Annotated in this window: 22 protein-coding genes; 4 read left to right on the top strand and 18 right to left on the bottom strand. The window is 67.9% G+C overall.

Features of this window, described 5'->3' with window-relative positions; translation table 11 throughout:
- Positions 1-118: 118 nt before the first annotated feature.
- The 14 genes from AC5P74_RS19590 to AC5P74_RS19525 all read right to left on the bottom strand — a co-directional run bounded on the left by AC5P74_RS19590 (position 119) and on the right by AC5P74_RS19525 (position 14261).
- Positions 119-1294 (bottom strand): substrate-binding domain-containing protein, encoded by a 1176-nt coding sequence (locus tag AC5P74_RS19590; RefSeq protein WP_053499834.1) that lies wholly within the window; start codon positions 1292-1294, stop codon positions 119-121.
- A 270-nt stretch (positions 1295-1564) separates the two neighbouring features.
- The gene (gspF, locus tag AC5P74_RS19585; protein WP_053499836.1) at positions 1565-2764 is read right to left on the bottom strand and encodes a type II secretion system inner membrane protein GspF; all 1200 of its coding nucleotides are present in this window, start codon (positions 2762-2764) and stop codon (positions 1565-1567) included.
- A 7-nt stretch (positions 2765-2771) separates the two neighbouring features.
- Positions 2772-4205 (bottom strand): type II secretion system ATPase GspE, encoded by a 1434-nt coding sequence (gspE, locus tag AC5P74_RS19580; protein WP_346607995.1) that lies wholly within the window; start codon positions 4203-4205, stop codon positions 2772-2774.
- Positions 4202-6583 (bottom strand): type II secretion system secretin GspD, encoded by a 2382-nt coding sequence (gspD, locus tag AC5P74_RS19575; RefSeq protein WP_053499840.1) that lies wholly within the window; start codon positions 6581-6583, stop codon positions 4202-4204. The genes gspE and gspD overlap by 4 nt, the downstream gene beginning before the upstream one ends.
- Positions 6580-7107 carry a type II secretion system protein M gene (locus AC5P74_RS19570; RefSeq protein WP_053499842.1) on the bottom strand — a complete coding sequence of 176 codons (528 nt, stop codon included), beginning with the start codon at positions 7105-7107 and terminating at the stop codon, positions 6580-6582. Before AC5P74_RS19570 ends, gspD begins: the two co-directional genes overlap by 4 nt.
- Positions 7104-8267, bottom strand: coding sequence for a type II secretion system protein GspL (gspL, locus tag AC5P74_RS19565; protein WP_053499844.1), 1164 nt, complete (start codon positions 8265-8267; stop codon positions 7104-7106). Before gspL ends, AC5P74_RS19570 begins: the two co-directional genes overlap by 4 nt.
- Entirely contained in the window at positions 8264-9169 is a 906-nt protein-coding gene (gspK, locus tag AC5P74_RS19560; protein ID WP_495205036.1) for a type II secretion system minor pseudopilin GspK, read from the bottom strand. The genes gspL and gspK overlap by 4 nt, the downstream gene beginning before the upstream one ends.
- A gap of 9 nt (positions 9170-9178) precedes the next feature.
- On the bottom strand, positions 9179-9616 hold the full coding sequence (gspG, locus tag AC5P74_RS19555) for a type II secretion system major pseudopilin GspG (RefSeq protein ID WP_206620787.1): 438 nt from the start codon (positions 9614-9616) through the stop codon (positions 9179-9181).
- 57 nt (positions 9617-9673) lie between these two features.
- Positions 9674-10231 carry a hypothetical protein gene (locus tag AC5P74_RS19550; RefSeq protein WP_229766051.1) on the bottom strand — a complete coding sequence of 186 codons (558 nt, stop codon included), beginning with the start codon at positions 10229-10231 and terminating at the stop codon, positions 9674-9676.
- Positions 10232-10375: 144 nt separating this feature from the next.
- Positions 10376-10927 (bottom strand): hypothetical protein, encoded by a 552-nt coding sequence (locus AC5P74_RS19545; protein WP_053499848.1) that lies wholly within the window; start codon positions 10925-10927, stop codon positions 10376-10378.
- A 58-nt stretch (positions 10928-10985) separates the two neighbouring features.
- A complete protein-coding gene (locus AC5P74_RS19540; RefSeq protein WP_206620786.1) occupies positions 10986-11966 on the bottom strand; it encodes a FecR family protein in 981 nt (326 codons plus the stop codon).
- 68 nt (positions 11967-12034) lie between these two features.
- The gene (locus AC5P74_RS19535; protein ID WP_005416809.1) at positions 12035-12565 is read right to left on the bottom strand and encodes an RNA polymerase sigma factor; all 531 of its coding nucleotides are present in this window, start codon (positions 12563-12565) and stop codon (positions 12035-12037) included.
- A gap of 16 nt (positions 12566-12581) precedes the next feature.
- Positions 12582-13262: a TonB C-terminal domain-containing protein gene (locus AC5P74_RS19530; RefSeq protein WP_171957102.1), complete on the bottom strand. Its 681-nt coding sequence runs from the start codon at positions 13260-13262 to the stop codon at positions 12582-12584.
- A gap of 534 nt (positions 13263-13796) precedes the next feature.
- A complete protein-coding gene (locus AC5P74_RS19525; protein ID WP_005413654.1) occupies positions 13797-14261 on the bottom strand; it encodes an Lrp/AsnC family transcriptional regulator in 465 nt (154 codons plus the stop codon).
- Between the two features lie 127 nt (positions 14262-14388).
- Here AC5P74_RS19525 and AC5P74_RS19520 point away from each other — a divergent pair, with 127 nt between their 5' ends.
- From AC5P74_RS19520 to AC5P74_RS19505, 4 genes are all read left to right on the top strand, one after another.
- Positions 14389-15120 (top strand): AzlC family ABC transporter permease, encoded by a 732-nt coding sequence (locus AC5P74_RS19520; RefSeq protein ID WP_014037422.1) that lies wholly within the window; start codon positions 14389-14391, stop codon positions 15118-15120.
- Complete coding sequence (locus tag AC5P74_RS19515; protein WP_069138383.1) at positions 15117-15431, top strand: AzlD family protein; 315 nt, start codon at positions 15117-15119, stop codon at positions 15429-15431. The genes AC5P74_RS19520 and AC5P74_RS19515 overlap by 4 nt, the downstream gene beginning before the upstream one ends.
- Before the next feature lie 215 nt (positions 15432-15646).
- Positions 15647-16075: a PAS domain-containing protein gene (locus AC5P74_RS19510; RefSeq protein ID WP_005409905.1), complete on the top strand. Its 429-nt coding sequence runs from the start codon at positions 15647-15649 to the stop codon at positions 16073-16075.
- Complete coding sequence (locus AC5P74_RS19505; protein WP_206620783.1) at positions 16072-17601, top strand: flavodoxin domain-containing protein; 1530 nt, start codon at positions 16072-16074, stop codon at positions 17599-17601. The genes AC5P74_RS19510 and AC5P74_RS19505 overlap by 4 nt, the downstream gene beginning before the upstream one ends.
- Before the next feature lie 138 nt (positions 17602-17739).
- On the opposite strand, the gene AC5P74_RS19500 is transcribed toward AC5P74_RS19505, so the two are convergent.
- From AC5P74_RS19500 to AC5P74_RS19485, 4 genes are read right to left on the bottom strand one after another with little or no spacing between them, the layout of a single operon-like run.
- Positions 17740-18408: a sulfate/molybdate ABC transporter ATP-binding protein gene (locus AC5P74_RS19500; protein WP_206620782.1), complete on the bottom strand. Its 669-nt coding sequence runs from the start codon at positions 18406-18408 to the stop codon at positions 17740-17742.
- A complete protein-coding gene (modB, locus tag AC5P74_RS19495; RefSeq protein ID WP_206620781.1) occupies positions 18398-19081 on the bottom strand; it encodes a molybdate ABC transporter permease subunit in 684 nt (227 codons plus the stop codon). The genes AC5P74_RS19500 and modB overlap by 11 nt, the downstream gene beginning before the upstream one ends.
- A 3-nt stretch (positions 19082-19084) precedes the next feature.
- Positions 19085-19828, bottom strand: a complete 744-nt coding sequence (gene modA / locus AC5P74_RS19490) for a molybdate ABC transporter substrate-binding protein (protein ID WP_346607969.1) — start codon at positions 19826-19828, stop codon at positions 19085-19087.
- 19 nt (positions 19829-19847) lie between these two features.
- Positions 19848-20624, bottom strand: a complete 777-nt coding sequence (locus AC5P74_RS19485) for a helix-turn-helix domain-containing protein (protein WP_005416832.1) — start codon at positions 20622-20624, stop codon at positions 19848-19850.
- Positions 20625-20635: the final 11 nt, after the last annotated feature.

Below are 20635 nucleotides of genomic sequence, written 5' to 3'. Positions count from 1 at the left end.
CGGTTCACGTGGCACGAAGCCGACAGCGAAACACTGCGGCGGCGGCACCGTCGCGGAAATGGCGACGCCGGCCCAGAGGCCGGCGTCGCGTCAAGCAGGATTCAACCGGTGCTGCGGATTACAGCGGACGACCGATGCCGGCGCAGGTGCTGGGGTTGTTCAGGCCGGCAGTGCTGCTGGCCAGCACGAAGCGGTTGCGGATCGCATCGCGCCAGGCCTTGGTCAGCGGAATGAAGCCGTGGTCGGTGATCGACTTCTCATACGTGACGGTGTAGGTGGCCGGATAGTGGCGGGCCAGGAAGCCGCGCAGGCTGGTGGCAACGCTCGAATCCTTGTAGCACTGGCCGATCACCAGGTTGGTGTAGCCGGCGATCGGATAGCCAGCCGACGGGTTGCCGAACACCGGCACCCAGTTGGCGGGGTTCTCAGCATCGGTGCCGGTCGGCGGAGCGACGGTGTCCAGGGTGGCCTGCACGCTCACCTGGTCCGGCGAGAAGCCCTTGACCTTGGCGACCTTGGTCGCATCGGTCAGGCTCGGGATCACGTCCGGGCCGACGTAGCCGATACGGCCTTCAGCAGCGTAGACCGTGTTGTACAGCGAGGTGCCACCGGTGGCCGGGGCGGCCACCAGGAACGCCGGCAGGTTGCCGTTGGCATCGCGCTTGTACAGGTCGGCGAAGGTCGACTTGATGGCGAACTTGCCGCCCACCAGCTTCGAGGTTTCAGCGTTCTCAGCGGCACAGGCCGCGGTCAGGAAGCGGCTGAACATTTCGCTGGTACCGCTGCTTTCGGCGCGGTACACCACCTGGATCGGGCCACTGCGGTTGGCATCGATGGTCGACCAGTCGCTGATCGCACCCGAGAACACGCCGCAGATCTGCGCCACGCTCAGGTCCACCGCCGAACCGGCCTTGTTGAACGGGATGGTGACCGAGGTGGCCACCGACGGCACCTGGATCAGCGCGCCGTAGCGGTTGGCGTTGGTCGGCTGGTTGAAGTTGGTGGTGTAGTTACTCAGCTCGGTGCTGCTCAGCACCGAATCGCTGCCGGCGAAATGCACGGTGCCGGTGGTCGAGAACAGCGCCGAGTTGTTTTCCAGGAAGGCCTTCTTGCCGGTACCCGAACCGGTCACGGCGTAGGTGAAGTTCGCCGGCAGGATGCTGTCGGCCGAACCCTTGTAGAGGTCGGCCGGCAGCGAGGCACCGCCGCCGGTAACGGTCTGCGCCGAGGCGGCGCCCACGGTAGCGAGCAGCGCGGTGGCAACCAGCGCCGCCAGGGTCTTGTACTTGGTCATGATCTTCTCCTGAAGGGTTTACTGCGAAGGGAAACGCCAAGGGAGGAACGGTCACTACACGCCTGCTGCCGCCGAGGGCCTCCCAGCCCACTCTGCGGCGACGGGTCCATGCTGGTCCGCGCCGATGACAGGCCGCTTAAGAAACCTGTGGAAGATCGGAAAAAGGTGTGGAGGATTGTGTGGAGAAATCCAGGCACCAGTAGATCCACGCCATGCGTGGATGTGCCGCCCATGCGCGCGTCGGTTGATCCATCCACGCATGGCGTGGATCTACTGCACCAGCTGATTCATTTCCATGATCGGCATCAGCACGGCCAGCACGATCGTCAGCACCACGCCGCCCATCACCAGGATCATGGTCGGTTCCAGCAGCGCGGTCAGCGCCATCGCGCGACGCTCGATGTCGCGCGAGATCGTCTGTGCGGCGCGGTCCAGCAGTGGCGCCAGCGAACCCGTCTTCTCGCCGCTGGCCACCAGGTGCACCAGGATCGGCGGATAGACCTTCTGCACCTTCAACGCAGCACCCAGTGCCGCACCTTCGCGTACGCGTGCAGCCACATCATCGGCACAGCGCGCCAGCAACGCGTTGCCCAGGGTCTGCCGCGCCGCTTCCAATGCGCGCAGCAATGGCACGCCGGCATCCAGCAGGATCGCCAGCGTCGAGGCGAAACGCGCACTGTTCACGCCCAGCACGAAGCGCCCGACCATCGGCAGCCGCAGCAGCATCGCGTCCCAGCGCAGGCGCAGTTCCGGCCGGCGCAACGCCAACCGCCATGCCACCACCAGCGCAGCGATGCCGAGCCCCACCCACATGCCCCAGCTGCGCACGAACGCGCTGGCGGCCAGCATCACCTGGGTCAGCATCGGCAGCGTCTGCCGCGCCTGCACGAATGCGGTCACCACCTGCGGCACCACGTAGCTGAGCAGGAAGATCACGATCGCCACCGATACCAGGCTGATCGCCGCCGGGTAGATGAAGGCGGTCAGTACCTTGGCCTGCAGCGCATTGCGTTCCTCGATGTAGTCGGCCAGACGCTCCATCACCCGCGCCAGATCGCCGGAATCCTCACCTGCACCCACCAGCGCCCGATAGATCGGCGGGAAATCGCGTGGCCGCGCGGCCAGTGCCACGGTCAGGCGCTGGCCGGCGCGCACGTCAGCGCGCACAGCGGTGAGTGCCTGGGCCACGTGCGGGCGCTCGGCCTGTTCGATCACCGCACTCAATGCAGCTTCCAACGGCAGGCTGGCCGCCAGCAGGCTGGCCAGCTGGCGCGTGGCCCAGGCCAGCTCGCTGGCCGACAGGCGGCGAGCGCCCCAGCCAGTGCCTGCACTTCGCGCCGCGCTGACCTGCACGGGCGTCAGCCCGCGCCCACGCAGCAGCTGGCGAGCACCGCGCGGGCTGTCGGCATCCAATTGACCTTTCTCGATGCGGCCCTGCGCGTTGGCAGCCTGGTAGTCGAACAGTGCCATGCAGGCCTCAGTCGTCGCCGGTGACGCGCAGGATCTCTTCCAGCGTGGTCACCCCGCTGTCGACCCAGCGCTGGCCGTCCTGCCGAAGGGTCCGCATGCCGGCCCGCCGCGCCGCCTCGCGTAGCGCAGGCTCACCCCGCCCTTCATGGATCAGTGCGCGTACCCGGTCGTCCACCACGAACAGCTCATGGATGCCCGTGCGTCCGCGATAGCCACTGTTGGCACAGGCCGTGCAGCCCACTGCGCGCCATACGGTTCGGCCTTCGCCATCCAGCTCGGCACGCCGGCACTGCGTGCACAGCCGCCGCACCAGCCGCTGCGCCAGCACACCGCGCAGCGACGAGGCCAGCAGGAACGGTTCCACGCCCATGTCGGCCAGGCGGGTCACCGCCGAGACCGCATCGTTGGTGTGCAGCGAAGCCAGCACACCGTGCCCGGTCAGCGACGACTGCACCGCGATCTGTGCGGTCTCCAGGTCACGGATCTCGCCGATCATGATGGTGTCCGGATCCTGGCGCAGGATCGCGCGCAGTGCGGTGCCGAAGCTCATGCCGATGCGCGCATTGACCTGGATCTGGCCGATGCCGGCAAAGTCGTACTCCACCGGATCTTCCACGGTGAGGATATTGCTGGTGCTGCTGTCGAGCTGGCCCAGCGCGGCGTACAGCGACGTGGTCTTGCCGCTGCCGGTCGGGCCGGTCACCAGCACGATGCCGTGCGGCTGCCGGATCAATCCGGTGAACGTGGCCAAGGTGTCATCGGCCATGCCCAGGCGCTGCAGCTGCAGGCGGCCGGCATCCTTTTCCAGCAATCGCAGCACGGCACGCTCGCCATGCCCGGTCGGTACAGTGGAAACGCGGATGTCCAGCGGCCGGCCGCCCACGCGGATCGCGATGCGCCCGTCCTGCGGCAACCGCTTCTCGGCGATGTCCAGGTGGGCCATGATCTTGATGCGCGACACCAGCGCCGCGTGCAATGCGCGCCGTGGCTGTACCATGTCGCGCAGGGTGCCGTCCACCCGGTAGCGCACTACTGAATGGGTCTCGAATGGCTCGATATGCAGATCGCTGGCGCCATCGCGCGCGGCCTGTGCCAGCAGCGCATTGATCATGCGGATCACCGGTGCATCGTCCTGCGCATCCAGCAGGTCGGTGACCTCCGGCATGTCCTGCATCAGCCGGTCCAGATCGACTTCGCTTTCGGCGGCACCGACCACGGCAGCGGCATCACCGCCGTCACGGTACTGCTCACCCAACCGCTGCTGCCAGGTCGCGGCATCCAATGCCTGGAACGGAAGCGGGCCATGCCGCCGGCGCAGCTCGGCCACGGCCCACGCTGCGGTATCGTCCGTTCCCAGCAGCACCGGCTCGCCACCGGCTTCGGTCAGCATCACGCCGTGGCTGCGCACCCACGCGTACGGCAGCGGCACAACGGCGCTCACGGCCCGATCACCAGTTCCGGCGTGTAGCCCAGCCCGCGCAGCTGCTGCAATGCCGGGTCCAACTTCACCGGATCACGCGGCAGCCGCACGCGCAGGCGTTGCCCACTCTCGCCCGGCGTCGCCTCCGCGTAGGCCTGCAGGCCCAGCGCCCGCACCTGCGCCACGACCTGGCTGGCACGGCTCGGCTCCAGCCCCTGTGCGAACTGCACCAGCTGCGCATCGCCGTCACCGGCCGGATACAACGCTGCCAGGCTGGTGTTCTGCAACGGCTGGCCGTGGCCATCGCGCGCATTGCCCTGGCCGAGTACCGTCAGGTCCTGCGGTGGCAGCTGCGGCGCCGACAGCGCGGGCAAGGCCCAGCTCTGTACGGGCTGCGCGCCGGCCTGCGCATTGCGCATGTAGTCGTAGCGGTCGCGGGTCAGGCGCTGTCCTGCGGCCGGGTCGCGTACCACGTGCGGACGCAGGAACACCATCAGGTTGGTCTTGGCGCGCTTGCGCGTGTCGCTGCGGAACAAGGCACCCAGCACCGGGATCTTCCCCAGCCCCGGCACCGCATCACGGCCGTGGCTGACGCTGTCTTCCAGCAGGCCACCGAGCACCATGATCTGGCCATCGTCCAGCAGCACGCTGGTATCGAGTGCGCGCTTGTTGGTGATGATGCCGGCCGTGCTGTTCGCGCTCTGCGCGTCGATGCTGCTGACTTCCTGGTAGATGTCCAGCTTCACCGTACCGCCCTCGGAAATCTGTGGGCGCACCCGCAGCTTCAGGCCCACGTCTTCGCGCACGATGGTCTGGAAGGGGTTGTTGCTGCCGCCGCCACCGTCGGTCACGTAGCGGCCACTGACGAACGGCACGGTCTGGCCGACCATGATGCTGGCTGCCTCGTTGTCCAGCGTCATCAGGTTCGGCGTCGACAGGATGTTGGCGCCCCCCTTGCTCTGCAGCGCAGTGGCCAGCGCCTTCATGTTGAGAATCTGGCCGACACCGGGCAGGTTGATGGTGCCGTCGATCACGCCGATCTTCAGGCCATCCTTGGGCAGCACGTCCAGCGTGGTACGCGCACCGGTATTGAGCCCGCTACCGCCGGTAGCGCCCCCGAAATGGGTGCCGCCAAACGTACGGCCATTGCCCAGCATCCACTGCACGCCCAGCTCGGCCGCGTCGGTCTGGTTGACCTCCACGATCAGGCTTTCCACCAGCACCTGCGCACGGCGCTGGTCGAGCTGGTCGATCACCCGCCGAAGGTTGCGGTACACCGGCTCCGGCGCCGAAATCAGCAAGGTGTTGGTGGCCACGTCCGCCTGTACCGAAATGCCGTTCTGGCTGAAGCCGGTGCTTCCTGCATCGATCGGGTCGCCCCGGCTCGGGTCCAGCCGCTGCGATTCCATCGCATTGCCCCCGGGCTTGGCCTGCTGCGGCTGCGACGTCTGGGTGGGCGTGGGACGGTTGGCGTCACCCGGCAGCGGGGTGATTCCTTGGTTGCTGCCCATCGCCGGTGCATCGCTCTGTCCGGCTACCACGCCACGCAGCACACCGGCCAGCTGGTTGGCCTGGGCGTTGCGCAGGTAGACCACATGCAGGTTGCCGGACTCGTCCTGGGCACGGTCCAGCTTTTCCACCAGCTGCCGCGCCAGGCGGGTGCGGCCCGGGCTGCTGGAACGCAGCAGCACGCTGTTGCTGCGCGGGTCGGCCATCACCACCACCTTCTGGCCCGGCTCGGCACCCTGCGCATCCAGCAGCGGTGAGACCATTGCCGCCACGTCCACCGCAATGCCCTGCTGCAGCTTCACCACATCGGTGTCCATGCCGGCGGGCGTGTCGACGCTGGCGATCACCCGCGCGATGCGATCCAGGTTGTCGGCGTAGTCGGTGATCACCAGGGTGTTGTTGCCTGGATTGGCGCTGATCGGGTTGTCCGGGCTGATCATCGGCCGCAGCACAGCCACCAGCGCCGCCGCATTCTCATAGCGCAGCGCAAAGGTGCGCGTGGCGATCTCGCCCCCTGCACCACCGCTGCCCACCCGTCCACCGAGCAACTTGGCATCGGCCTGCGGCACCACCCGGCTGACGCCGCCGTTCTCGACCACGGCGAAGCCACGCATGCGCAATGCGCCCAGCAGCAACTGGTAGGCCTGGGTACGGCTGACCGGGCCATCGGAAACCACCGTCATCTTGCCGGTCACGCGTGGGTCGACCAGGAACTGGCGCCCGGTGAAGCGCGCCGCCATGCGCAGCACGCCGCCGATGTCGGTGTCGACCAGGTTCAACTGCACCGGCTCATCGCGGGTGTCCTGCGCCAGCACGGGTGCCGGCGCGTGGCCCATGCACACGATCAGTGCCAATGCAGCACTGCAGGCAAGGCTGCGCATCGCCCTCATGGATGGGCACCCGCAGTTGCCACCATCACGATGTGTCCTGAAATCCGTGCCGCCGGCATGTTCGCATCCCCTGTGCGTGTCAATTGCAGCTGCTGCAACTCGATGGCCGGGTCGGCCAGCAGCGGCAGCAGCCAGTTCCATAGCGCATCGGCGGGTACGGCCCGTACCTGCAGGTGCCAGCGCCCGTCGCGCGCTTGGATATGCAGGCCGTCGGCCAGACCGGCAGCCTTGATCTGGTCACGCAGCCCGGCCAGGGTCGGATGCTGGCCCTGCGCCAACTGCTGGCGCTCACGCGCGCGCAGCAGCGGCGCCAGTGCGCGGGACTGCGCCTGCAGCCGTGGCAGTTCGGCCTGCCAGTGCGTGCGCTGCTTCAGCAGGGGCTCCAGCCATAACGACCACAGGCCCGCCACCAGCAGCGCCACCCCCATCACCCACAGCATCAGCCGGTCGCGCGGTGGCAGGCGTTGCCAGCGCTGCTGCAGGCCCACCAGCCCCTGGCCCAGCCGCAGGGTTCGGGTCGTCACTGTCCCGCTCCGCTCACCCGCAGGCGTCCACCGGTATCGCGCGCCAGCTGCAGCCCCTGCGCCTGCATCGCTTGCTGCCAGCGCTCAAGCCGCTGTGGATCGTCGGCCAATGCCTGGGCATCGGCGTCCAGCTCCAGGTGCACCTGCCCGGGTTGGTAGTGCAGGCTGTGCACCTGACCCGCCAGCTCCGGAACCGCGTGCAGCGTGCGGGCGATCTGACGTTGCAGCGCCGGCAACGGCGGCGTCGGCGGTGGAACCGCAAGCGCTCGCCTTGCCTGCAACACCGGGTCCACCACATCGGTGACCTCCGGAAAGCGTGCGCTGAACTGCCGTGCCATGCCCTGCTGCAGCGCCTCACCCTCGATCCGCCAACGCGTGACCTGCCACTGCAGGCCAAGTGCAGCCAGCAGCACCGCCGCCAGTGCCAGGCCGATCGCCAGTCGCGGCGCTTGACGGCCTGCGCCGGGCAGCGGCAATGACCAACCCGGCAACGGACCACAGGCCTGCTGTTCATGCGCAACGGCGCTGGCCGGCAGGCTGTCCGGCCACGCCGGCGGTACGCTGTCGATCCATTGCACGGCCCGCACCCCAGCCTGTTGCAGGCGGGTGGCCAACGCCTGCATCACCGCGGACGCGTCACGTCCGCCATACCATTGGACAAGTCCCCGATCGCGCCCGCTGCGCACCAGCAGATGCTCGCCGCTGACCTGCAGCGTGGCGTGGCCGCGCTGCCAAGGCAGCAGCAGTGGCGTCGGATACAACGCCTGCAGCTGCAGCGCACACGAGGCCAGCAGCTGCTGCACCTGCGCGATGGCCTGCTGGCCGAGCCAGGCCACCGGAACCGTACCGTCTGCCGCCTGCGGACCGTGGGCCAGCGCCACGTCCTGCAGGTCATCCAGCAGCATGGCCTCAACCTCACCCTGCAACGCCGCCTGCAGGCGGCGCCCGGACAGCGGCGGCAGCTGCAGTTCCAGCAGGATCAGGTCGTTCGGGTCAAGGCAGGCATGCACTGTGGCCCGCGGATGCCGCAGACCCAGCGCGGCCAGCGTGTCGCGGCCGTGTGCCACTACCTCGTCCTTGTGCAGCTGCGCCCAGTCCACCGCGCTGTCGGCGCGCAGGTGCGCCAACGGCGGCAGGCGCACCCGAAGCTGCACCGTCATGCGCCGATCCTCGTCCACACCCGTTGTACACGTACCCCGTCGTCGCGGTACTCGCGCCAGAGCAGCGCGCGAAAATCAACCGCGCTGCCGTCAGCCTGCACCCGGCCCACGGCCAGGAACCACTCGCTATGGATACCCAGCGGAAGCACGGCCATCTGTTCGTTGCTCAGTTGGAGTCGGTTGGCGATGTCACCGCGGTTGAGCAGCCAGTGGCCGGCGTCGCGCTCAGCGAGCAGCGCCTGCAGCCTTGCCGGTTCCACCGCAGGCGCCACCGCCTGCAGGACGCTCAGGTCGCAGGTGTTGGCGTTGACCAGGGCCTGCGCCGGCAACACCACTGTGCGCCGCACCAACGCCTGCAACGCCACCGGGTCAGCGCCGACCAGCGCCTGTTCGATCAGTGATTCGCGCGGCAGCGGTGCCTGCGCCTGCACATCGCCGTCGCGCAGGCGCGCCTGGATGTGGTCCACCGCGGATGCGCAGGTGCCCTGGCCCAGCCCCTGCCCGGCGCACAACGCGACGAACGCGCCCCGCGCCTCGGGGTCCGGCCTGCCCTGTGCCAGCAGGTTGCGCAGGTTGAACATCGACTGCGCATCGACCAGTTGCAGCTGCACCGGCAATGGCGCCTGCAGTTCCAACGGGCGCGCCCAGCGCCCGCTGCGCACCGTGGTCAGCTGTTCCTTGACATCCTCACGCAGCTGCTGCGCCGCACGCTCCAGCGTCGCATCCACCGCCATGCGTACCTGTGCGCGCAACTGGTCGCCGCGCAGCGCGCGCAGCTGCGCCGACTGCCGGGTCAGCAGCGCAGTGGCAATCACGGCCACCAATGCCACCACCAGCAAGGCGACGATCACCGCCACGCCACGCTGGTGGATGCATGAAATCGAACGCGTCCGGGCTGCCATCAGCACGCCTCACAGCTGCCAGGAGCCGATGTCTGCGTTCCCGGCGTCGCCACCGGGCTTGCTGTCCGCACCCAGCGAGTACACATCGATGTCGCCATGAGTGCCTGGAACCTGGTACTGGTACGGATGGCCCCACGGATCATTCGGCAGGCGATCCAGATACGGCGTCACCGGCAACGCACCGCTGCCCTGCGGCGGCTTCACCAGCGCCTGCAGGCCCTGTTCGGCACTGGGATAGCGCCCATTGTCCAGCTTGAACAACTTCAGCGCCTGCATCAGCGCCGCGATGTCCTGGCGCGCCGCCACCACACGCGCCTGGTCCGGACGGTCCATCAACCGCGGCACGATCAGCGCGGCAAGGATGCCGATGATCACCACCACCACCATGATCTCGATCAGGCTGAAGCCCTGCTGCCGAGCCCTGCGACCACCTGCCTGCCTTGCCATTGTTCCGCCCTCGTCATCCTGGAAGAGACCGCTGCACCATGGTCAGCGGTGCATGTGTCAGTACGATAAACATCCGCCTGCGATTCGCGGCGCGGTTGCCTGTGCGGCCGCTCGTGCAGCCGGCGCGCGTGCCGCCTCGAACAGGTGAGGCGGCACGCTGGCCAGTGTTTCGTCGATGCACTCGCGCAGCAACGGATGCACGCACGCCTGCAACAGGCGCACGCACTGCGTCGGCGACCACGCGGTGCCGTGGTCGAGGCCAATGAACATCCGGTAGGCCTGGTGGTAGCGCAGGTCGTCGTACACACGCTGTGCACTGTTGAGATCACGCACGACCACCAGCAGCGCCGCACGTTGCAGCAGCCGCGCATCGGCTGCGCCAAGCGGCAGCGCGCTCATGGCCGCGTCGGGCCAGGGCCACAGCCGCAGGTCGAGGGCCTTTCGAAGTGCCGCCAGTGGATGCGCACTGCTGTCCAGTGCCGCCCAGCGTGCCGCATCCGCCCAGGCGTCACTGGACAGCACCCAGACCCACGAGCGCCCGTAGCGCTGCACGTTCAGTGGCGTGTGCCGTGCCTGTTCCAGTGACTGGCTCAGGTGGCGATCCAGCTCCAGCATGCTGATCCTGCGACTGTCTTCCATCTGCGCCGCCCGTGCTCCGCGACGCGTGGTGCGTCGTACTCTGGAGAAGACGTCAGCAAGGCAGGTGAAGCGACACCGCGAATGCAACTCTGTGCACGGGGTGGCGCTTCATCGGCAACGTCATCGCAGCGTCATCCGCCTGCAGGCTTCGCGCTGCAGCCGCGGTGCGTCACCCCCACAACGGCGGGCCAGTACCGCCACGTCGCTGCGGGCAGCGAATGCGACCAGTGCCTCGGTCATGTCCACGTCATCGCACCATGACGCCAGCGCGACGCGCAGTGCGGGCAGCTGCCACCCGTCCATCACCCCATGGGCGCCCGCCACGAACCAGTGCCAGAGCCGATGATGCAGCACCTGCTCATGCAGCTGCGTGAGATCGTCGATGCCATGGATGTCCGCCAACAGCAGTGCGCGTGCGAGCGCCGCAGGCGGCAGCGCCCCGGATTCGACCAAGGGCATCTCCTGCTGCTGCAGCCGCAGCAGCATCGCCAATGGGTGTGACTGCGGATTGAAGTCCAGCAGCACCGCCTGCTGCTGCCACTGCGCGTCGGACACCACGCACACCCAGGGCGAACCATAGCGATGCACCATCAAGGGCCTTCGCTGGGTGGTTTCCAGCAATGCAGACAGATTGCGACGCAGATCGAGCACACCGATGGTCTCGTTGCGCATCCTTGGCTTCTCCTCGCTTGCAACAGACCTGCGCGGCGCGCACGGCCAGCGCCTTCATCTATCCAAGGACGGCGATGCCACCCGGAAAGCGACGCAGATCCAGCGACATCGTCAGGCGCAGCTGCTCCAGTGCCGCGTCCGGATCATCGATGCGGAAGCGGCCACTGACCGGCGCGCGCGCCAATGCCGATTCACCCAGCAGTACCTTGCCCCGCCGGTAACGGTTGATCTCGTCCACCACCTCGCCCAGCGGTGCGCGGCGGAACACAAGCATGCCTTCGGTCCAGGCACTCACTTCCGAAGCTACGGCCTCGGCCACGACGCCACTGAGGCGCTCGTCGAACCGGGTCTGCTGGCCGGCCTGCAGCTGCAGGCGGCCCTGCGGGTGCTCGATACGGGCGCTACCCTGCAGGCAGGTCACCCGTACCTGGCCGTGGGTGTTGCGCACGTCCAGGCGCACCGCACCTTCATCGGTAATCACGCAACCCGGGCCCGCGAACAGCGCCAGGCGCAGGCCAGCGCCGGTTTCGATCGCGGCCTGGCCCTGCACCAGCTCGAAGCCTTCGCCCTGCGCGTGCGCGCGGCGGCGCAGGCTGCTCTGCGTATCCAGTTCGATCTTGAGCTGCGGCAAGGGCGCGATCTGTAGTCGTTCACCTGTGCCGGTGTGGAAATCGGCCGCCATCGCCGTCACCGAGGGCCACAATCCCAGCGGCGGGCGGAGCGCCGCCGCCACCACCAGACTGGCTGGCGCTGCCACCGCAGCGCCCAGGAAGGCGCGCCGGCTCCAGCGCTGGGCCGGTGTCGGCGCGACCGGTTGGCGCGCGGCGGCGGGCAGTCGCTCGCCGGCCAGCCGCACCTGCTCCCACTGCCGGCGCGCACGGCCAAACGCTTCACGATGACGCGGGTCGGACTCGCACCATGCACGGAACCGGCGCCCATCGGCAGCGGTCGCCTCGCCCGAGGTCAGCCGCACCACCCACGCATGGGCCTGATGCTCAACGGCATCCAGCGGGCGTTGCGGGCGGTCGTCAGGATCCATGGGTCTCATGCCGGACCCGCACGCTGCGGGGTTCTGCTCGGCGTCAAAGTGTAGACGGATGCCGTCGCTCAGAACCGCACCTGGCGCCCCTGCCCGCTGCGTTCGGCCAGGTAGTCCTGGGCTGCCTTCAGCTCCCGCTGCACCAACCGCAGCGACACACCGAGGTGGTCGGCCACGTCGCGCTGCTGCAGGCCATCGACGCGGATTGCCAGCAGGATGCGACGACGGCGCTCGGGCATGCGCTGCAGCAGGCCGACCATGTCTTCCAGCGCGAAGTCCAGCTCGGCCGCCTGCGCCGGCCCCGGCCCCGGGTCGGCCATGTCCATCAGCGTATCCACCTCCTCCAGGCTCAGCAGGCGGTGGTCTGCCCGTTGGCGGTCGATCACGGTGTTCATCGCCATCCGCAGCAGGTAGGCCGCAGGGTTCTGCACCGCGTCCAGGCGGTCACGGCGCGCACTCAGGCGCATCCACGTGTCCTGCAGCGCGTCGCCGGCCAGCTCTTCCGATCCGAGCTTGCGCACCAACCGGCGTTTCAGCTCGTCGTAGGCACCCAGGAGGTGGTCCATCAGATCAACCGCCCCAGCCGTACCGTTGCTCATGTTCGAATCCTTGAAGTCATGGAAGGGGCGCGCGCCGGCCGCAGTCGTGGTCGGTGCCGGAAGGACGGATCTGCAGCGTCACCGGCTGTGGCAGCGCGGCGGCCTCGGTCGCCAGCACCAGGCCTTGCAGCGCCTGCAGCAGGCGTGCGTCGCGGCGATCACTGCCACTGCCGGACAGCAGCTCCGGCTCGCTTACCTGGCCCGCGCCGTCGATGCGGAAGCGCAGCGTTGCGGCATAGCGGCCGGGCGCAATCTCCGGGTCGTCACAGAACGCCGCACGCAGCCGCTGCTGCAACCCGCCGTAGCGACGCCGACGTTCGGCCTCGGGAAGCCCCGCGCCAACACCGGGTTCCGCGGCCGAGGGTTTGCCCCGGCGCAGCACCACACGCTGCTCGCCGATCACCTCTGCCTCGATCCCGGTGTGCTGCAGCAGCGACTCCAGCGCCGCAAGCGGCGCCAGGCTCCCGCGCAGCGCATGGCTGCTGCGGCCCGCGGCAAGGTCGCCCGGGTACATCACCGACCACCCACTGATGACACTGAAGCGCTCGACCGCCTGTTCCAGCGGCTGCGCAGGGATGTCGTAGGCATGAACCGCGTCCTGTGCGGCAGCGGCAAAGGACAGCAGCAGCCATGCGGCGATGGCCACCTTCCAAGTTCTGACCGCATGGTGTCCATTCAGCCCCCTGACGTAGAACACATGACCCTCGGCAGCGACAGCAGCTGCAACGGTCGCGCACCACAACCGGAACCCCGGCCCGCGCGCGACCCGCAAGCGGGCTCAAACCGTACCGAGGGCACATGTCATTGCGATGACCGCCGCCACGGCTGACGCCGAGGCAGGCTCCGTGGGGCCAGTCACGCATCAGGAATCAATGAATCGAACAGACATGATCATCTGCCCCTGGGGTCAGAGCCCGTTGCGCAGCAACGGGATCCGCCCCCCGTGCCGACCCAAACGTGTCGACCAAGGTCGACACCCACCAAGAGCAGTTCATGCCGTTCCGGCAGATCGTGGAAATCTGTCGAAGGCGGGGTGGGTCCGGTTGCGGGGGCGTGAGCCGCATGGATGCGGCGACCGAGCTTACATGGACGTACTTGCAGCGTCCCCCGCAACCGGACCCACCCCGCCATCCCTCAGCAGGCCCGCTGTTGCCGTTGCTGTTGAGGTTGCCGGCCAGCGGCCGGCACTACCGGCGGGTGCCGGGTGCAACCCGGCCGCAAACCCCATCCCTCAAAGCGGCAGCTGGGTCGTCTGCTTGATCCGCTGCATCGGAATCTCGGTCTTGGTGTTCTGCACGCCGGCGATCCGGTTCAGGTGCTGCATCTGGAACTGCCGGTAGGCATCAAGGTCGGCCACCGCCACCCGCAGCAGAAAATCGCAGTCACCGGCCATCAGATGGCATTCCAGCACTTCCGGGAAAGACTTGATGCTGTTGATGAAGTGATTGGTGGTGTCCTCGTCCTGCCCGCGTAGCCACACCCGCACGAACACGGTGAAGCCGCGGCCCACCTTGGCCTCGTTCAACAGCGCCACGTAGCGGTCGATGTAACCGCCCTCCTCCAGCAGCCGCACCCGGCGCAGGCAGGCCGACGGCGACAGCCCGACCAGACGGGCCAGCTCCAGGTTCTGCAGGCGGCCGTCGCGCTGCAGGGCGTCGAGGATGCGGCGATCAAGGTTGTCGAGCTGGTACTGCATGAAATTTCGTCCTGGTCGACTCTGGTCGCATGGAATATCAATCATCCAGAATCCAGTGGCATCAACGCAACCCGATTTCGTGATCGGACCGCTAGCATGGGCCACCCCCACCTCGTCGTGCCGTTCCATGGACGCCCGTACCACCCTCCCCCTGCCAGACACCTGCGATACCGCGCCGCGTGCCGAATTCCTGCGCGGCCTGCGCGCCGCCGTACCGGTGATGATCGGCTTCATTCCGTTCGCCCTGGTACTCGGCGCGCAGGCGGCCCAGAAGGGCCTGAGCGCACTGGAAGTACCGCTGATGACCGGCCTCAACTTCGCTGGCGGTTCGGAGTTCGCCGCCGTCGAACTGTGGACCTCGCCACCGCACATCGCACTGATCGTGGCGATCACCGCGCTGGTCAACAGCCGCCACCTGCTGATGGGCGCCAGCCTGGCCCCGCTGCTGCAACACCTGCCACGCCGCCGGGTGCTGCCAGCGCTGTTCTTCATGTGCGACGAAAGCTGGGCGATGGGCGTGGCTGATGCGCGCCGACGCGCACTTGGCTTCAGCCTGGCCTACTACCTGGGCGTATCGGCAGGCCTGTACACCGTCTGGGTGGCCTGCACCGCACTCGGTGCGATCGTCGGGCCGATGTTGGGCGACATCCACGCCTATGGCTTCGACATGGCTTTCCCCGCCGTGTTCCTGGTACTGCTGCGCGGCATGTGGCAGGGCATGAAGGCGGCTAGACCGTGGCTGGTCAGCCTGGTCGTCGCCGCCGCCACCTACCTGCTGGTGCCAGGTGCGTGGTACGTGGCCAGCGGCGCATTGGCCGGCCTGGCCGCCGCCTGGCTGCTGGCGGAGGACGCCGCATGACCTTCAACGGCCTGATCCACTGGACCTCGGTGCTGACCATCGTGTTGATGGCTGCCGCCACCTACCTGACCCGCATCGTCGGCTTCCTCGCGCTGCGCAACCGCACGTTGAGCAAACGCGCCGTGACGGTGATGGAAGCCGCGCCGGGCTGCGTGCTGATCTCGGTGATCGCCCCGGACTTCGTCGCTGACAAGCCCGCCGACCTCGCCGCGCTGGCGATCACCCTGCTGGCCGCCACGCGGCTGTCGATGCTGCCGACGGTGCTGATCGGCGTGGTCTCGGCGGGTGTGCTGCGCTATCTGATGGGCTGACGCGCCCGCCGTTTCTGTAGAGCCGAGCCCACGCCCGGCAGCTGGCATTCCCGCTTGCCGCGCGAGCCAAGCACGGGCTCAGCTCCCTGCGACACCCGGTCGCAGCCCTTCGCGCCACCCGCTTGACCAATGTCAAACCGCCCGCTGCCGTGCGGGCGTATCTCTATGCAGGACCCGAACACGCCGGCGCTACCGGCATCCACAAGGACCCTGCGATGAGCTACACCCCCGACAACGCCCAGCTGCTGAACGCCATGCAGAACGTCATGGTGATCTCCACCACCGACCTGCAGGGCAACATCACCTACGCCAACGACCTGTTCTGCACCCTCACCGGCTTCGCCCGCGAGGAACTGATCGGCCAGCCGCACAGCATCGTGCGCCACCCGGATGTGCCCAAGGCGGTCTACAAGGACATGTGGGACACCATCAAAGCCGGCAAGACCTGGACCGGCATCGTGCCCAACCTCGGCAAGGGCGGCGTGCTCTACGTGGTCGACACCACCGTGCAACCGCTGTTCGACGCCGACGGCAACATCACCTCCTACATCAGCATCCGCCGCGTGGTGAACGACCTGATGCAGAACTACGACCTGGTCGAGTTCAGCAAGGAAAAGTTCGACGACTTCTACGAGGCCGCGTGAACGCCCTCCCGACCAGTACGCCCTTCAGCCGCCTGCTGGTGGGTTTCGCGTCCGAGTCGGGCAATGCCCGCGCCCTGGCCCAGCGCCTGGGCGCGGACCTGCAGCCGCACGCGCCGCAGGTGCTCCCGTTCAACGACATCGAGGTGGCCAGTCTCGGTCACGGCGACGTGCTGCTGGCGATCTCCAGCTCGTTCGGCGATGGCGAACCGCCGGCCAATGGCGAACAGTTCTTCGAAACACTGCGCCAGACCCCGACGCTGGCTGGGCTGCGCTATGCAGTGTTCGGCCTCGGTGACACCGGCTACCCGAGCTTCTGCGGCTTCACCAAGGCGCTGGATGCTGCACTGAGCGAGCGCCAGGCGCAGCCGCTGCTGCATCGGGTGGACGCCGACCTGGGCTACGAGCAGTTCTTCCAGCAATGGCGGCCGGTGCTCGGCCAGGTGCTGGAGGGCGACCTCAACGCTGGCCAGGACCTGCGCCTGCAGGTCACCGCCTATGGCGAAGACAATGCGTTTGCCGCCCCCATCATCGAACGTCGCCGCTTGAACAGCAGCGACCCCGCTGCCTGGCACCTGCAGCTGGACATTGCCGGCAGTGGCATGGCCTACCGCGCGGGTGACACCCTGCACTTGGTACCCGAGAACGATCCCGCCCTGCTGCAGGCATTGGCTGCCTGGTATGGCGACACCGCCGCCGTGGCCGCCCTGCATGACCGCGAGCTGCGCCTGCTGAGCAAGGGCGTACTGCGCGAACTGGCCAGGCTCGGCGGTAGCGAGGTACTGAAGGGCCTGTTGAAGGTCAGCCAGAAGCGCGAGCTGGACGCCTACCTGCACGGCCTGGACCTGCTGGACGTGCTGCAGGACCACGCCACCCCGGACAGCGTTCCTCTGGCCCGGCTGCGCGGGCTGCTGTCACCGCGGCTGCCTCGCGCTTATTCCATCGCCTCTCACCCTTGCGACGACCAGCTGAGCCTGTGCGTGCGCGAAGTGCGCTACACCCTGCGCGACCGCGAGCGCTTCGGCACCGCCACCGGCAGCCTGCTGCACGGCGGCGACCACGCCCGGGTGTACTGCCGTTCGAACCCCGGCTTCCACCTGCCCGATACCGGCCAGGCACCGCTGCTGCTGGTCGGCACCGGCACCGGCATCGCACCGTTGATGGGCCTGATGCAGGAATTGCAGGCCAACGCCTGCGAGCGTGAAGTGCACCTGGTGTTCGGCGAGAAGCACCGCCAGCACGACTACCTGTACCGCGACCAGCTGCAGGACTGGCACACGCGAGGCGTGCTGGCCGGCCTGCATACCGCGTTCTCGCGCGATGGCGCCGAAAAGGTCTATGTGCAGCATGTGCTGCAGCAGCGTGCCGCCGAAGTGCGCGATGTCCTGGCCCGCGGTGGGCACCTGTACCTGTGCGGCAACAAGAGCCACCTGGAAGGCGCGGTGCGCGAAGCCATCGATGCCATCGGTGGCGAAGGGCACTGGGACGCGTTGCGGGGCGAAGGCCGCACGCACTGTGAGTTGTATTGATCCATGACCACCGGACCGCACGGACCTTGAACCGGTAGAGCCGGCCGCTGGCCGGCTGCTCAGGATTCCGTGGTTGCCGGCCAGCGGCCGGCACTACCATCAGATGTGACCAACCATCGCCGGTGCGTCCATCACGGGTCAATCGCCGACGATACGGCCATCCACCACGCGCGCCACTTGCTGACCAAACATGGCTACGTCCTGCGGGTCGTGGCTGATCAACAACAACGGGATCCCGGTCTTGTCCAGCACCGCCTCCAACTCCTGGCGCAGATGCTGCCGAAGGTCATGATCCAGTGCGGAGAACGGTTCATCCAGCAGCAGCGCCTGCGGTTGCGTCACCAGCGCCCGCGCCAGTGCGGTGCGCTGGCGCTGCCCGCCGGAAATCTGCGAGGGCAGCAGATCACCCACGGTGTCGATGCGGAAGGCGTGCAACCACTGCTCCACCGCACCGAAGCGCTGGCGGTTCCGTGGATTCAACCACCCCTTCTCCAGCCCGAACGCCACGTTCTGGCGCACGCTCAGATGCGGGAACAACGCGTAATCCTGGAACACATAGCCCAGCCGGCGGCGCTGCGGCGGCAGATCCACGCCGGTGGCCGCATCGAACAGGGTCTGCCCCTGCACGCGCACATGACCCTGGCCCGGCCGCAGCAGCCCGGCCACCGCCTTCAAGGTCAGGCTCTTGCCCGCGCCCGAAGGCCCGAACAACACCACCTGCCGCTGCGTGCACTGCATCGATACGTCCAACACGAACTCCTGGCCGGCCGCCTGCAGGCGACGCTGCACCTGCAGGTCAAGCCACATCGCGCAGCTCCCGGCGACGCCCGCCCACCAGCCGCGCGGCCAGCAACAGGATCACGATGCAGACCACCGAGGTCAGGATCACCAGCGCATTGGCCTTGCCGTCCTGGCCGGCCTGTACCGCCTCGTAGATGGCGATCGACAACGTCTGCGTCCGGCCCGGAATGCTGCCGGCCACCATCAGCGTCGCGCCGAACTCGCCCATTGCGCGCGCAAACGCCAGCAGCAGGCCGGCGAGGATGCCGCGCCACGCCAGTGGCAGCGTGATGCGGAAAAACACCGCCACTTCGGACACACCCAGCGTGCGTGCGGCCTGCTCCAGCTGCCCGTCCACTTCCTCGAACGCCGCGCGTGCCGGCTTGAACACCAGCGGCAGCGAGGCCACCGCCGCAGCAATCACGGCCGCCTGCCAGGTGAACACCAGGTTGACGCCGAACCACGACTGCAGCCACGCACCGATCGGACCATTGCGACCGATCAACACCAGCAGGTAGTACCCCAGCACCGTCGGTGGCAGCACCATCGGCAGGGTCAGCAGCGAATCCAGCAGCTCGCGCCCGGGGAAGCGACGGCGGGCCAGCAACGCGCCCAGCGCCACGCCCAGCACCAGATTGATCGCGGTGGCCCAGCCGGCCACCTTCAGCGACAACCCCAGCGCGGTCCAGTCCAGATCCATGCCTCAGGGCTTGCCGAACCCGTGCTTGGCCAGAATCGCCTGGCCCTGTGCCGAACGCACGAAGGCAGCGAAGCGCCATGCCTCTGCCGGCTGCGTACTGGCCCTGGTCACCGCCAGCGGATACGCAATGCGCCCGGACACCGGCACCGCGAACGCACGGCGCACCCGGTCGGGCATCGCCTGCGCATCGGTGGCATAGACGAAGCCGGCATCCACTTCACCGCGCGCCACGTAATCCAGCGACTGACGCACGTTCTGCGTGGTGATGATCCTGCCCTGCACCGACGACCACAGGCCCGCCACTTCCAGCGCGCCCTTGGCATAGCGGCCGACCGGCACGCTGTCCGGGTTGCCCAGTGCGATGCGCTGCACACCGGCACCGGCCAGGTCCTTCAAGGTACGCGGCGCCGCCTTGGCCTGCGGCGGCACCACCACCCACAGCGCGTTCACTGCGAACACCTCGCGGGTGCCGGCCGCCAGCAGATCCTGCTGCTGGGCCTGGTCCATCGTGGTTTCGTCGGCCGAGGCGAACACATCCACCGGCGCACCGCGGCTGATCTGTTGCAGCAACACGCCGGACGCGGCGAAGTTGAAATCGACCGTGGTGCCCGGGTGTGCCTTCTCATAGGCATTGCCCAGTTCGCGGAAGCTCTCGGTCAGGCTCGATGCCGCCGAAACGGTCAGCGTGGCCGCCCAGGTCGGCACCGTGGCCAGCAGGCCCAGCAACAACAGTCCAGCTCGCTTCATCGTCGGCTCCCGGCCAGGTTCAGTTCGGATCGGATTCGTCGGCCACCGCCAGCGCGGCCAAACGCTCGGGCTGCAGCAGCAGGATCTCACGCTGCTTCACCGCGATGATCCCATCATCGCTCAGGCGGCGCAGCACGCGGCTGGCGGTTTCCGGCGCCATCCGCAGGTAGTTGGCGATCTCGGTACGCGCCATCGTCAGGTTGAAGCGCGTGGCAGAAAAACCGCGCCGCGCGTAGCGCTCGGACATGTCCAGCAGGAATGCGGCCATGCGCTCTTCGGTACGGTGGTTGGCGGCCAGCGTGGCGACCTTGCCGATCTCCGCACTGAGCAGGCTGAACAGCTTGGCCTGCAGCCCGGGCATGCGCGTGGCCAGCGAGCTCAGCTTCGGGAACGAGATGCGGCACAGATGCACCGTATCCAGCGCCACCGCATTGCAGGGGAAGCGCGAACCATGGATCGCATTCAGGCCGATCACTTCGCCCGGCAGGCTGAAGCCCAGCACCTGCTCGTTGCCCTGGCTGTCGTCGACGAAGGTCTTGACCATGCCGGCGCGCACCGCAGCAATCGAATCAAACGACTCGCCAGCGCGGAAGATGTAGTCACCCGCATGGAACGGACCGACGTGGTCGACCAGCACGTGCAGATCGCCCAGTGCGGTCTTGTCGTAGCCCTGCGACATGCAGGCGTCGGAAAACGCGCAGGTGCTGCAGAAGTGCAGCGCGTCGCCGTCATCGGCGGCGGCGGGGTTCGGGGTGGCCTGTCCAAGGCGGCCGTGCGAAGGCGGATTCGAAGACATCTGGGCAAGAC

The sequence above is a fragment of the Stenotrophomonas sp. YJH_SMC_94-11 genome, assembly GCF_059370435.1.
Note: the sequence above shows the minus strand (reverse complement) of the source record. Positions and strands in the feature narration are given on the sequence as shown.

What these genes read in the sequence shown, in the direction of transcription:
- gspD (WP_053499840.1), bottom strand. Translation starts at nt 6,583, where the DNA reads ATGAGGGCGATGCGCAGCCTTGCCTGCAGTGCTGCATTGGCACTGATC.
- gspG (WP_206620787.1), bottom strand. Translation starts at nt 9,616, where the DNA reads ATGGCAAGGCAGGCAGGTGGTCGCAGGGCTCGGCAGCAGGGCTTCAGC.
- gspK (WP_495205036.1), bottom strand. Translation starts at nt 9,169, where the DNA reads ATGGCAGCCCGGACGCGTTCGATTTCATGCATCCACCAGCGTGGCGTG.
- AC5P74_RS19535 (WP_005416809.1), bottom strand. Translation starts at nt 12,565, where the DNA reads ATGAGCAACGGTACGGCTGGGGCGGTTGATCTGATGGACCACCTCCTG.
- AC5P74_RS19545 (WP_053499848.1), bottom strand. Translation starts at nt 10,927, where the DNA reads ATGCGCAACGAGACCATCGGTGTGCTCGATCTGCGTCGCAATCTGTCT.
- modA (WP_346607969.1), bottom strand. Translation starts at nt 19,828, where the DNA reads ATGAAGCGAGCTGGACTGTTGTTGCTGGGCCTGCTGGCCACGGTGCCG.
- AC5P74_RS19590 (WP_053499834.1), bottom strand. Translation starts at nt 1,294, where the DNA reads ATGACCAAGTACAAGACCCTGGCGGCGCTGGTTGCCACCGCGCTGCTC.
- AC5P74_RS19485 (WP_005416832.1), bottom strand. Translation starts at nt 20,624, where the DNA reads ATGTCTTCGAATCCGCCTTCGCACGGCCGCCTTGGACAGGCCACCCCG.
- AC5P74_RS19510 (WP_005409905.1), top strand. Translation starts at nt 15,647, where the DNA reads ATGAGCTACACCCCCGACAACGCCCAGCTGCTGAACGCCATGCAGAAC.
- AC5P74_RS19500 (WP_206620782.1), bottom strand. Translation starts at nt 18,408, where the DNA reads ATGTGGCTTGACCTGCAGGTGCAGCGTCGCCTGCAGGCGGCCGGCCAG.
- AC5P74_RS19550 (WP_229766051.1), bottom strand. Translation starts at nt 10,231, where the DNA reads ATGCTGGAGCTGGATCGCCACCTGAGCCAGTCACTGGAACAGGCACGG.
- AC5P74_RS19540 (WP_206620786.1), bottom strand. Translation starts at nt 11,966, where the DNA reads ATGGATCCTGACGACCGCCCGCAACGCCCGCTGGATGCCGTTGAGCAT.
- gspL (WP_053499844.1), bottom strand. Translation starts at nt 8,267, where the DNA reads ATGACGGTGCAGCTTCGGGTGCGCCTGCCGCCGTTGGCGCACCTGCGC.
- AC5P74_RS19520 (WP_014037422.1), top strand. Translation starts at nt 14,389, where the DNA reads ATGGACGCCCGTACCACCCTCCCCCTGCCAGACACCTGCGATACCGCG.
- gspF (WP_053499836.1), bottom strand. Translation starts at nt 2,764, where the DNA reads ATGGCACTGTTCGACTACCAGGCTGCCAACGCGCAGGGCCGCATCGAG.
- AC5P74_RS19525 (WP_005413654.1), bottom strand. Translation starts at nt 14,261, where the DNA reads ATGCAGTACCAGCTCGACAACCTTGATCGCCGCATCCTCGACGCCCTG.
- modB (WP_206620781.1), bottom strand. Translation starts at nt 19,081, where the DNA reads ATGGATCTGGACTGGACCGCGCTGGGGTTGTCGCTGAAGGTGGCCGGC.
- AC5P74_RS19515 (WP_069138383.1), top strand. Translation starts at nt 15,117, where the DNA reads ATGACCTTCAACGGCCTGATCCACTGGACCTCGGTGCTGACCATCGTG.